This window comes from Actinocrinis sp., assembly GCF_035605935.1.
Lineage (GTDB): Bacteria > Actinomycetota > Actinomycetes > Streptomycetales > Catenulisporaceae > Actinocrinis.
Map to the genome: position 1 here is coordinate 1 of NZ_DATNGK010000203.1, position 11,483 is coordinate 11,483.

At 69.0% G+C, this 11,483-nt stretch carries 10 protein-coding genes; 3 read left to right on the forward strand and 7 right to left on the reverse strand.

The genetic code is table 11. The annotated features are described in order from the left end of the window. From VN779_RS16145 to fabG, 5 genes are all read right to left on the reverse strand, one after another. The coding region (locus VN779_RS16145; RefSeq protein WP_325724083.1) for a S8 family serine peptidase at positions 1 to 288 on the reverse strand (288 nt) is incomplete at its 3' end. 212 nt (positions 289 to 500) lie between these two features. Then, positions 501 to 1,922 carry a WXG100 family type VII secretion target gene (locus VN779_RS16150; protein ID WP_325724085.1) on the reverse strand — a complete coding sequence of 474 codons (1,422 nt, stop codon included), beginning with the start codon at positions 1,920 to 1,922 and terminating at the stop codon, positions 501 to 503. A gap of 16 nt (positions 1,923 to 1,938) precedes the next feature. Further along, positions 1,939 to 2,541 carry a hypothetical protein gene (locus VN779_RS16155; protein WP_325724087.1) on the reverse strand — a complete coding sequence of 201 codons (603 nt, stop codon included), beginning with the start codon at positions 2,539 to 2,541 and terminating at the stop codon, positions 1,939 to 1,941. Positions 2,542 to 2,743: 202 nt separating this feature from the next. Continuing rightward, on the reverse strand, positions 2,744 to 3,511 hold the full coding sequence (fabI, locus tag VN779_RS16160; protein ID WP_325724197.1) for an enoyl-ACP reductase FabI: 768 nt from the start codon (positions 3,509 to 3,511) through the stop codon (positions 2,744 to 2,746). Between the two features lie 4 nt (positions 3,512 to 3,515). Further along, on the reverse strand, positions 3,516 to 4,256 hold the full coding sequence (gene fabG, locus VN779_RS16165; protein WP_325724089.1) for a 3-oxoacyl-[acyl-carrier-protein] reductase: 741 nt from the start codon (positions 4,254 to 4,256) through the stop codon (positions 3,516 to 3,518). Positions 4,257 to 4,551: 295 nt separating this feature from the next. On the opposite strand from fabG, the gene VN779_RS16170 reads away from it, so the two are divergent. The 3 genes from VN779_RS16170 (at position 4,552) to VN779_RS16180 (ending at position 8,152) form a co-directional block, all read left to right on the forward strand. Further along, positions 4,552 to 6,033 carry a TldD/PmbA family protein gene (locus VN779_RS16170; protein WP_349260825.1) on the forward strand — a complete coding sequence of 494 codons (1,482 nt, stop codon included), beginning with the start codon at positions 4,552 to 4,554 and terminating at the stop codon, positions 6,031 to 6,033. Beyond that, positions 6,030 to 7,469: a metallopeptidase TldD-related protein gene (locus VN779_RS16175; protein WP_325724093.1), complete on the forward strand. Its 1,440-nt coding sequence runs from the start codon at positions 6,030 to 6,032 to the stop codon at positions 7,467 to 7,469. The genes VN779_RS16170 and VN779_RS16175 overlap by 4 nt, the downstream gene beginning before the upstream one ends. A gap of 110 nt (positions 7,470 to 7,579) precedes the next feature. Continuing rightward, positions 7,580 to 8,152 (forward strand): DUF3099 domain-containing protein, encoded by a 573-nt coding sequence (locus tag VN779_RS16180; protein WP_325724095.1) that lies wholly within the window; start codon positions 7,580 to 7,582, stop codon positions 8,150 to 8,152. 361 nt (positions 8,153 to 8,513) lie between these two features. Here VN779_RS16180 and moaA read toward each other — a convergent pair whose 3' ends face one another. Beyond that, positions 8,514 to 9,527, reverse strand: a complete 1,014-nt coding sequence (gene moaA / locus VN779_RS16185) for a GTP 3',8-cyclase MoaA (protein ID WP_325724097.1) — start codon at positions 9,525 to 9,527, stop codon at positions 8,514 to 8,516. Between the two features lie 9 nt (positions 9,528 to 9,536). Next, entirely contained in the window at positions 9,537 to 11,387 is a 1,851-nt protein-coding gene (locus VN779_RS16190) for a phosphodiester glycosidase family protein (protein ID WP_325724099.1), read from the reverse strand. Positions 11,388 to 11,483 lie beyond the last annotated feature (96 nt).

Here is an 11,483-nt window from a genome sequence, read left to right on the forward strand (position 1 = left end):
CAGCCCGTACATGCCTTGCGGATTGTTCGGATCACCATGTGCGTGGGCAGCGATGTCCGCCGCGACCGAAGTGCCGTGGTATTCGTTCGACCTGTCGTTAGTGTCCGAAGTCGGATTGCTTGGGCTTGAGAAATTGAGTCCAGATAACAGCGAACCCTGAAGGTCCGGCTGCGTCGGGTCGACACCAGAGTCGACGACCGCAACAGTCACACCATTGCCACGCGCTTGGAACTGGCTCCGGATTTGCGTGACTTGGAACTGGCTCAGCGCCCATTCCTTGTCATACACGGGGTTCGTGGTCGCGTACGCTGGAACGGCGCTCAACCCGATGAGGCCTAGCGCACTGGCCGCCGCGAGCGCCGCAACCGTCCTACGACGCAAGCTGCGGCGCCTGTCCCGTACCATGCACAACTCCCCACGTTCGCCCAACTCAGAGCCGCTATGTACCCGTGACAGGCTACAGACAGCCGCCGGTCAATGACACCTTGGGACAGCGACCGCTACTCGATGACGCCGCCGGGAGGCGCGGCCTGCTTATCGCCATACCAATAATCCGTGTCCTGACGCAGGAAACCGGCCCGGTTTCCGCGCTCGTCACCCTTTCCGCCAGCACCTCGAGCCCCAGCGCCGCCGCCCATCATTCCCTGCTGGCCTTGCGCTCCTGCGCCTCCAGCGCCAGCTGCGCCCTCACCTGCGGCTCCAGCAGCTCCCGTGCCATATCGACCGCCGGCACCAGCCGCTCCGGCTCCACCTTCGCCGCTACCGATACCAGCGCTCTCACCTGCGCCGAGTGTCGTGCCGCCTTTCTTGGCAGAGCCGTATCCTCCAGCGCCGTATCCACCAGCAGCACCGCCACCGCCACCGAATCCTTCTTCAGCGCCGCCGCCGAATCCGCCTGCCGCACCACCACCGCCGAGACCCGCAAGGCCGGCAGCACCCAATCCAGCGCCGCCGATGCCCCCGCCCGCGCCACCGCCAGCACCACCACCGACGCCGCCGAATTCGCCAGGGACTCCGCTCGCACCGCCGGCTCCTACGCCGCCGGGACTGTACGGGTTACCGCCGCCGTAGTCGCCGCCGGTACCTCCAGCACCGCCAAGGCCCTGCGTCACTGTCGCGCCTCCAGGATCTGTGTAGGCGGGAACCTTCACGCCCGAGCCACTGCCTCCGCCTGCGGCGCTGCCTCCGCCACCGTAGCCGCCTCCATATCCACCACCCGAGCCAGCTCCGCCGCCACCCCCATAACCACCGCCGCCGTAGCCGCCGCCGGTGCCTCCCCCGCCACCGCCGCCGGTACCGCCTATCGGATAGACCGGGACCGGCATGACTGGGGGATTACCACCGTTACTGGTGCCGTTTCCGTTTCCGTTTCCGTTCGTCGGATCGTCGTGATAGCTAGTCGAGGTTGGCAATTGCTGCTGTGCGGAGGTGTACGCGCTCGCGAGCTGCGTCATCGTGCTGATGGCCTGCTGGTGCTTCTGCGCGATGTCGTGTTTCGCGATCTCCGAGGCGATGTTCGCCTCACCGCCGGTCAGCAGGCCCGCGGCCAGGCCGGTGCCCCAGCTCGAGTCGATGTTCGCCGCCTGCTGTTCCAGCCACGTCGGCGGGCTCGGCATGTTGCCGCGAGCCCAGCTCAGCGCGCTCGCCGTGTTCGTGACCGCGACGCTCGTGTTCGCCGCGTTGTCCGCGTGCGTCTGCATCTTGTTCGCGACCGTCTGCGACTGCTGGAAATACGCGTCGGCCGCCGCTCCCTGCCACTGCGACTGAATGGCCGTCAGGTTCGTCTGAAGCTGCTGCGTGGCATCCTGCAGCTGCGTCGAATGCGTCTGCCACGCCAGCGCAGTGTCGTGCATCGCGTTCGGATCGCCCGACTGCACGTAGTTGTACAGCGTCTGGTGGTCCGCGCTGTTGTAGTCGTTCATGTCCGCTCCCCCCTCGCTACGCTGCGCCGGCCGACGTGTTCGAGCCCGTAGGCGTCGGAGTCGGAGTCGGGGTGGGCGTAGCTGTCGGTGCAGGCGTGGTCGTAGGTGTTGGCGTAGGTGTCGGTGTCGTCGTACCCGAATTCGTACCCGAATTTGTATTCGTAGTAGTAGTCGTACCAGTGCCGTTGTTCGGCATCGCGTACGTGCTCGTACCGCTGCTCTGCGGGTAATACGTCGTACTAGTGCTGCCGGTCGTCGAGGCCGGTGACGTCGGGGTGTCGCCGTACTGCTGCAGGATCGAGTTGAACTTGTTCGTGATGTCCTGCTCGGTCTGCTTGTACTTGTTCGCGCTCGTGCCGACCACGTTGATCATCGTGTTGACCAACTGGGTGACCTCGTTGAAGGAGTTGATGAGGTCTTGCTTGGTCTGCTCATATGCCGTAGAGAACGCTTGCGCCTCGGGGAAGTCACCGAAGCTGTTCGTGCCGTCGTTCATGCTCATGACGCTGTTGTCCTGCTCCAGGCTCTGCAGGATCGAGGTCAGTTTCTGCTGGAAGGTCTCCAGCGACTCGATCTGCACCGCGTACATGGAGCCCCCGCCGCCACTGCCGTCCAGCATGGCCGTGTCACCCCGCTTTCCCGTTCGTTCGCCATCCGCGCGCTCGCCCTGCGCCGGCCCGCGCCCGCGCTCCATCTCGCCGATCGGCGTGCCGAAAGGCCTCGCGCGCGCGAGGGTTTCTCAGGGCACTCTAGCGAAAAACGGCGCCGCGCAGGAGGCTGCGCGGCGCCGTGAGGACGTCTTTCGTACGTCTTCGCCAGGGTCAGACACCCATGGCGTGCACGCCGCCGTCGACGTGGATGACCTCGCCGGTGGTCTTCGGGAACCAGTCCGACAACAGGCCGATCACACCGCGCGCGGCCGGCTCCGGGTCGTTCATGTCCCAGCCAATCGGGGCCCGCTCGTCCCAGACCCCTTCGAACAGCTCGAAGCCGGGGATGGATTTTGCCGCCATGGTCTTGACCGGACCAGCCGAGATCAGGTTGCTGCGGATGCCCTTTGGGCCGAGGTCGCGGGCCAGGTAGCGGCTGGTCGACTCCAGCGCGGCCTTCGCGACGCCCATCCAGTCGTAGCCGGGCCAGGCGACCTGCGCGTCGAAGTCCATGCCGACGATCGAGCCGCCGTTCTCGCCGAACAGCGGGGCGACCGCCATGGCGAGGGACTTGTACGAGAACGCCGACACGTTGACCGCGGTGGCGACCGACTCCCATGGGGTGTTGAGGAAGTTACCGCCGAGCGCGTCAATCGGACCGAAGGCGATGGAGTGCACGACGCCGTCGAGCCCGTCGACGTGCTCGCGGACGTTGTCGGGCAGGGCGGCCAGATGCTCGGCGTTGGTGACGTCGAGCTCGATGACCGGCGCCGGCTTGGGCAGTCGTGAGGCGATCCGGTTGACCAGCGAGAGCCGGCCGTAGCCGGTGAGCACGACGTCGGCGCCTTCCTCCTGCGCCAGGCGGGCGACGCTGAACGCGATCGAGGCATCGGTGATGATGCCGGTGACGAGGACGCGCTTGCCGTCCAGGATTCCCATCGGGTCAGTGCCCCATTCCCAGTCCGCCATCCACGGGGATGACGGCTCCATTGATGTACCCCGCGTCGGGCGAGGCCAAGAATTTCACGACCCCGGCGATCTCGTCCACGCTGGCGTAACGGCCCAGCGGCACCTGCGAGACGATCTCTGCCCTGCGCTCGTCGGTGAGCACGGCGGTCATCTCGGTGTCGACGAATCCCGGGGCGACCACGTTGGCGGTGATCGAACGCGAGCCCAGTTCCCGGGCCAGCGAGCGGGCCATGCCGACCAGTCCGGCCTTGGACGCGGCGTAGTTCACCTGTCCGGCTGAGCCGGACAGGCCTACGACCGAGGAGATGAAGATGATCCGGCCGCGGCGCAGCCGCAGCATGCCCTTGGCGGCGAGCTTGGCGACGCGGAAGGAGCCCTTGAGGTTGGTGTCGACGACGGCGTCGAAGTCCTCCTCGCTCATCCGCAGTACCAGGGTGTCGCGGGTGATTCCGGCGTTGGCGACCAGGATCTCCACCGGGCCGTGCGCCGCCGCGACCTCTTGGAACGCCCGCTCGACGTCCTCGGGCACCGTGATGTCGCACCGTACGGCGAGGAACGAGCCCTCGCCCTTGACCGGCACGATCGGCGGTTCGCCAGACCGGTAGGTCACGGCGACCTTGTCGCCTTGCTCGGCGAAGGCCCGGGCGATGGCCAGTCCGATCCCACGGTTGCCGCCGGTGACAAGCACCGACCTGGCCGCGCTGCTTTCCGCCACGCGTGCGTCCTTCCCTCGTCGCGATTCGCTGGTAGGTCCCCCTCGGGAACGCTATCGCTCTTGAACTTGAGCGCCCCTTGCGGGGGACTACAAAAGCGCCAGGACAGGGTCGTGGAGTTCAGCTAGGTTCGGTGACAGGTGTCGCGGAGTGGACGCGCGGCGCGGTGTGAGCCACGGGAGGGCAGTTGTGAGTCAGGAGCAGCACGGCGACGGGAGTTCCGGCGGTGCTCAGAGTGCGGAGGGCGGCGACGGCGAGCGGATCGATCCCGCGTTCCTGGCGCTGCCGCTGCGGGAAATGGCGCAAGCGGCGCTGATCCGGGCGCGGGAGCTGGGCGCGGAGCACGCGGATTTCCGCTCCGAACGCATTCGCGAGCAGATGATCCGACTGCGCGATGGTCAGCTGGACGGGGTGAATGACAACGCCGAGGCGGGGATCTCGGTGCGGGTCGTGCACGAGGGCACCTGGGGTTTCGCGGCCGGCGTCGTGCAGACCGCGCAGGCCGCGGCGCGATTGGCGGAGCAGGCGGTGCAGGTGGCTCGGGTTTCGCGGCCGGTCAACGTCGAGCCGGTGGTGCTCGCGGCGGAACCGTCCTACGGCGAGCGGTTCTGGGTGTCGGCGTATGAGATCGACCCCTTCGACGTGCCGGACGCGGAGAAGATCGCGCTGCTGACGCAGTGGTCGCGCCGTCTGCTCGACGCCGAGGGCGTGGATCACGTGGACGCCTCGCTGCACGCGGTGCGGGAGAACAAGTTCTACGCCGACACCAACGGCACGGTCACCATCCAGCAGCGGGTGCGGGTGCATCCGGTGCTCGAGGCGGTGGCGATCGACGTCGAGGGCAAGTACGGCACGCCCGGGGCGTTCGAGTCGATGCGCACGCTGGCCCCGCCGGCGGGACGCGGCTGGGAGTACCTGACCGGTACCGGTTGGGACTGGGACGCGGAGCTGGCCGAGCTGCCCGCTTTGCTGGCGGAGAAGCTGGCCGCGCCGTCGATCGAGGCGGGCGTCTACGACCTGGTGATCGCTCCCTCGAACCTGTGGCTGACGATCCATGAGTCGATCGGGCACGCGACGGAGCTGGACCGCGCGCTCGGCTACGAGGCGGCGTACGCGGGGACGTCGTTCGCGACGCTCGATCAGTTGGGGACGTTGAAGTACGGGTCCGCGGTGATGAACGTCACTGGCGACCGCGTGGTGGAGCACGGCTTGGCGACGATCGGCTTCGACGACGAGGGCGTGCAGACGCAGCGCTGGGACATCGTCAAGGACGGGATTCTGGCGGGCTATCAGCTCGACCGCAGGATCGCGCAGCTCAAGGGCCTGCACGGGTCGCGCTCGAACGGCTGCGCGTTCGCGGATTCGCCGGGTCACGTGCCGATCCAGCGGATGGCGAACGTGTCGCTGCAACCGGCTGCCGACGGTCCGTCGACCGAGGAGCTGATCGGGCGGGTCAAGCGCGGGCTGTTCATCGCCGGGGACAAGTCCTGGTCGATCGACATGCAGCGCTACAACTTCCAGTTCACCGGGCAGCGCGCGTACCTGATCGTGGACGGCAAGCTGGCCGGGCAGGTGCGCGACTTCGCGTATCAGGCCACGACGACGGACTTCTGGGGCTCGATGGAGGCGGTGGGCGGCCCGCAGACCTATGTGCTGGGCGGGGCGTTCAACTGCGGCAAGGGCCAGCCGGGGCAGGCCGCCCCGGTCTCGCACGGCGCGCCTTCGGCGCTGTTCCGGGGCGTGCGGATTCTCAACACGGTGCAGGAGGCGGGACGGTGACCGGGAACGGCGCGTCGGCGGGCTTGGCGAAGGCGCAGGAGCTCGCCGAGCGGGCACTGGAGCTTTCCCGCGCGGACGGCGCGGTGGTGCTGGTGGACGAGTCTTCGACGGCGAACCTGCGCTGGGCGAACAACACGCTGACCACGAACGGGGTCGCCGAGGGCCGCACGGTCACGGTGATTTCGACCGTCAACGGCGCGCAGGGCACGTCGGCGGCGGTGCTTTCCCGTTCGGGCGTCGATCGGGACACGCTCGAGGAGCTGGTGCGGGCCAGCGAGCAGGCCGCGCGGGACGCGGGTCCGGCGGAGGACGCGCAGCCGCTGGTCGGGCCGGAGGCGGGCGCGGACGGTTCGAGTTGGCAGGACGGCCCGGCCGGCACCTCGATCGACGTGTTCGGCTCGTTCGCTCCGGCGCTCGGGGAGGCGTTCGAGGCGGCGCGGGCGGCCGGGCGGCTGCTGTTCGGGTTCGCCGAGCATTCGATGACCAGCACCTATCTGGCGACCTCGGCCGGGTTGCGGCTCAAGCACGACCAGCCGACCGGGACGCTGGAGCTGAACGCCAAGTCGCCCGACTTCGTCCGGTCGGCGTGGGCGGGTGCTTACACGAAAGACTTCACGGACGTGGATGTGGCGGCGCTCGGCGGGGAGCTGGCGCAGCGGCTGGACTGGCAGAAGCGCCGCGTCGATCTGCCCGCGGGTCGTTACGAGACGCTGCTGCCGCCGTCCGCGGTCGCGGATCTCTACGTCTACATGAGTTACGTGACCTCAGCGCGGGACGCGGCCGACGGCCGCACCGTGTTCTCGGCGCCGCGCGGCGAGGGCTCGGCGCACGGCACGAAGGTCGGCTCGCGCATCGGCGTCGAGGGGCTGCGGCTGTGGTCCGATCCGTTCGCCCCGGGCCTTGAAGCCGCGCCGTTCAACATCGCGCGCTATTCCTCCGGCAACCAGTCGGTCTTCGACAACGGACTGCCGGTCGAGCCGGTCGACTGGGTGCGCGACGGCGTGCTGGCGCGGTTGGTGACGACGCGGCACTCCGCGAGCACGATCGGGCTGCCGCTGGCGCTGCCCGGGGACAACCTGCTCATGGAGGGCCCTGGCGACGCGGACGCGCCCGGTCTGGAGGAGATGACCAGGTCGACCGAGCGCGGGCTGCTGCTGACCTGCCTCTGGTACATCCGCGAGGTCGATCCGCAGTCTCTGCTGCTGACCGGGCTGACCCGCGACGGGGTGTACCTGGTGGAGGGCGGCGAGGTGACCGGGGTGGTCAACAACTTCCGGTTCAACGAGTCGCCGGTCGACCTGCTGGGCCGGATCGCGCAGATCGGCCGCCGCGAACAGTGCCTGCCGCGCGAGTGGAGCGACTGGTTCACCCGCACCGCGATGCCGCCGCTGCGGGTCGGGGACTTCAACATGTCCTCGGTGTCGAAGGCCAGCTGAGCGGCGGCATGGGGCCGGGCCGGCATGGCCCGGCCCTGCCTGGCGAAAGTCTGCGACCCGGCGGCCACCCGCGCGTAAACGCGCTGGCCGTTCGGTCGTAGGCTGAGAGGGTGCCGAACAGCGGGAACCGCGAGGATCACGAGCACCGTCCGCACGACGAGGACGAGGTGTACGGGATCACGACCGCCGAGACCAGTCGCACGCAGGAGATCACCCGACGGCAGAAGCAATACATCGTGACGATGCTGGTGCGCGCGGTCGCGGTCGTCGTGGTGGTCGCCGTTCCCGGGATCGCCTGGCCGATCAAGATCGGGCTTTGCCTGGCGGCGACGATCATCCCGTACGTGGCGGTAGTGCGGGCCAACGGCGGTCCGGCGCAGGAGAAGGGGCCGACGAACCTGGTGCTCGCGCCGCCGCGTGACGAACTGGGCTCCGCGCAGCGCGGGCTGCCGGGCTCCGGCGAGCAGACCGGCTTCATCAAGGGCGATTTCTTCGTCAAGGATGAGCGGACCCCGGACACGGGAGCCGGCGGAGGATCGCACGAGGACGGCGCGTCGCAGGCCTCGACGGCGAACGGGTACACCCGCCGCGCACCGCTGTCTGACGGCGCGAAAGCTCAGAACGGCCCCGCAGATCAGAACCCTGATCAGCCGTCGCCGGCGCAGGGTGGTTCGGCAGGCTGACCGCTGTGGACCGCGGGTGGGCTGGGGCCGGCGGGAACTGTTTCAACTCCTGGGATTTCGTTAGCAGGGGTTCACGAGTTCTGGTGGGCATGCCATACTTCTGATGCACGCCCTGCTCCCCCGTCAGGGCTGTGCTGGCGGGGCCGACCTTTATGGCGCCCTGCCCCGCATGCTGGGTGGCTCCCCCCGTGGCCGTCCAGGATGCCGCGTCGGCTCGCGTCCCCCCGTGCGCGAGCCGACGCCTCATTTTGCTGGGCCTTGACCCGCGCGCGAGTGTTTCCGGATGGCGTTTTCGAGGCAATGCCGCCGCGGCGACAGCGTCGCAACGGCAACCCTGCGAAGCAGTGTCGCGGGTTAGCCCTTAGCCGCCGATCGCTGACATCGGCCGGTCCGGCTGGACGAATCCGGGCTCGCCGATACCTGCCGCGGCCTTTTTGCCGAGCATCGCCGTGCGCCAGGTCTGCGCGATGGTCTCGTCATCGGCGCCCGAGCGCAGCAGGCCGCGCAGGTCGCTCTCCTCACGCGCGAACAGGCAGGTGCGTACCTGGCCGTCGGCGGTCAGCCGGGTGCGGTCGCAGGCGGCGCAGAACGGCCGGGTGACCGATCCGATGACGCCGACTCGGCCGCCGCCGGGAGCGCCGGGCCCGCCATTCACCAACCAGGTTTCCGCCGGAGCCGCGCCGCGCAGCGCCTCACCCTCTGGCTCGAGGTGGAACTCGGCGCCCAGTCGCTCCAGGATCTCCTGCGCGGTGACCATCTGCGCGCGGTCCCAGCCGTGCTGCGCGTCGAGCGGCATCTGCTCGATGAACCGCAGCTCGTAGCCGCGCTCCAAGCACCAGCGCAGCAACGCCGGGGCCTCGTGGTCGTTGACCCCGCGCATCAGCACCGAGTTGATCTTCACCGGGCGCAGTCCGGCGCGGTCGGCCGCTTCGATGCCGGCCACGACGCGGGCGTGCTTGTCGCGGCGGGTGAGCGTCTTGAACGTCTGCGGGTCGAGGGTGTCGAGTGAGACGTTGACCCGGTCGAGCCCGGCCACTGCCAGCGGCCCGGCCAGTCGTTCGAGCGCGGTGGCGTTCGTGGTGACCGAAAGGGAGGGGCGCGGGTTGAGTGCGGCCAGGCGCGCCACGATGTTGGCGATGCCGGGCCGGATGAGCGGTTCGCCGCCGGTCAGCCGCACCTCACGCACGCCGAGGCGAGTGACCGCGATCGCGACGAGCCGCACGATCTCGTCGTCGGTGAGCAGCTCGGGGCGCGGCAGCCAGGGCAGGCCCTCGGCCGGCATGCAATAGGTGCAGCGCAGGTCGCATCGATCGGTGAGGGACAGCCGCAGATCTGTGGCTGTCCGGCCGAAGTGGTCCGTCAGCGCCGTGCCCATGCACTGAGCCTAACGCTTACCCACCGACACGAAGTCGCGGTCCGAGGGCTGGAAGTAGCGATCCTTGGGCTGGGTGAAATCCCACAGCTTGGTTATCGTCGGGTTTGCCGGATCGCCGCCGTAGCTCATGAACGAGACCCAGTCGGGGTTGATGTCCAGCTCCATCGCGTCCACCGCGCCAGCCGCCTGAAGGAGCTTGGCGAGGGTGTACACCGACAAGAACTTGCCGCTGACGTACACGATGTCGCCCTTGGCGGTCATGCCGACGCCGGAGCGCGCGATGAAGTAGGAGTTCTTGATCGTGTAGCCCCACTGCGCGCTGGAGCCGTCGCCCGGGCCTACGGTGAGTTGCCCGTTGTCCACCAGCAGGCTGAGGTTCTGGCGCACCGCCTGGATGTTCGGGCCCATGGTCTCGTCCCGGCCCCACTGGCCGATCTTTATCGAGCCGTCGGTGTAAAAGACCTCGGCGGCCTTACCGTTCACCAGCGGCACGGCGCTCTTGCCGTCCATGTAGAACCCGGCGAGCGCGTCGTCCGGCTTGACCTTGAAGCCGCCGTTCCAGGTGGCCACGAGGTTGGCGCGCTGGTCGGCCGGGACGGTGTCGGGGGTCTTCCAGGTGCCGCCGGGCTGCTGGTAGCCGGGGTGCAGGGTGAAGCTGAGCGCCTTCTGGTTCATCCACACCGCGTACGCCAGGTCCGAGGTGTGCTGCGCGTCGGGGCGCAGCGCCGATTTCTCCACGATCGGGACGCCATGCGCGTCCATGGTTACCGGGTGCCACACGCCCTCGCCGGGCACGGTGCCGGAGGCGAGCGGGGTGATGTTGGCCGGCAGGTCGATGTTGGGCTTGGCCGGCGGGGCGGCGGTGGCGCCCTGCAGCTGCGCGATCTGGCTCGCGTTGAGCCCGCCGCCGGTGGGCGGCGGCTTGTAGGTGGCGTTCTCCAGCCAGGTCACAGCCCAGCCGAGGTGATGGTCGCGGCCCCACTCGGCGACGCGCGCGTTGAGCCGGTCGGTGCCGGGCGCGGTCAGGTACGGGTAGAACGTGACGCCGACGTACCCGAAGAAGATCAGGAACACGCCGAGGATGCTGCGGCGGATGATCTTGCGGCGGCGCCGGATGTGCGGTGGCACGACCTTCTTGGCCTTGCGGCGGCCAGATGTATTGCCAGGCTCGTTCGGGTCGCCGGATTCGTCGGGATCAGCCGCGCGCCGACGCCGCGACTCCGGCTGACCGGTACGCGGACCGGCGGTCGTGCTGCCCGCGAACGCCCGCGCGTCGAGCACAGTGGTCGCGCTGAGTCGCTCCGTCGCGCGCGGGCGTGCCGTGCCGTATGCGCGGGTTTCCTGCGGTGCGCGGCCGTCGCCGTACTCATAGCCGTTCTCGCCGTATGCATTGGCGCCGTTGTACGGGTCCCGGCCGCGGCCTTGGTTACCGGACCCATTGGCCGCGTAACCCGCCCGCTCGCGGCCGTACGCATCGCCGCCGTAGCTGCGTCCATCGCCGCCGTGTCGGCCGCGGCCCTGCCCGGTGGCCTGCCCGCCGTCGCGGCGACGTCGCTCGGCCTGCTCATCGTGCGCACGCGTCTGGAACGGGTCGTACGGCTCAGGCCGGCCGTTCGCGCGCTGCTGCGGGCGCTGCTGCGGGCGCTGCTGGGCCTCGCCGCCGCCGTAGTAGGACTCCTGGTCGAAGAACTCGCTGCGCTCCGAACGGCCTGCACGCTGAGACTCGCCCTGCCCGCCGGTGTACGGGTCAGGCGCCTGTCCCTGATACCGGCCGGGCTCGGGATACTGCCCCGGACGCTGCGGGGGCGGCGTCGGACGACCGTAGTCTGGGTAGTCCGAGCCGTCGGATCCGTGTGTCATCGTGCGACAGTCCCCAAGGTCGTTGCGTGGGCGGCCCGTCCGCCGTCTCATTCGGTTTGCACTGCGTGTCGAGCGGTGTGTCGATCTCTTCATGAA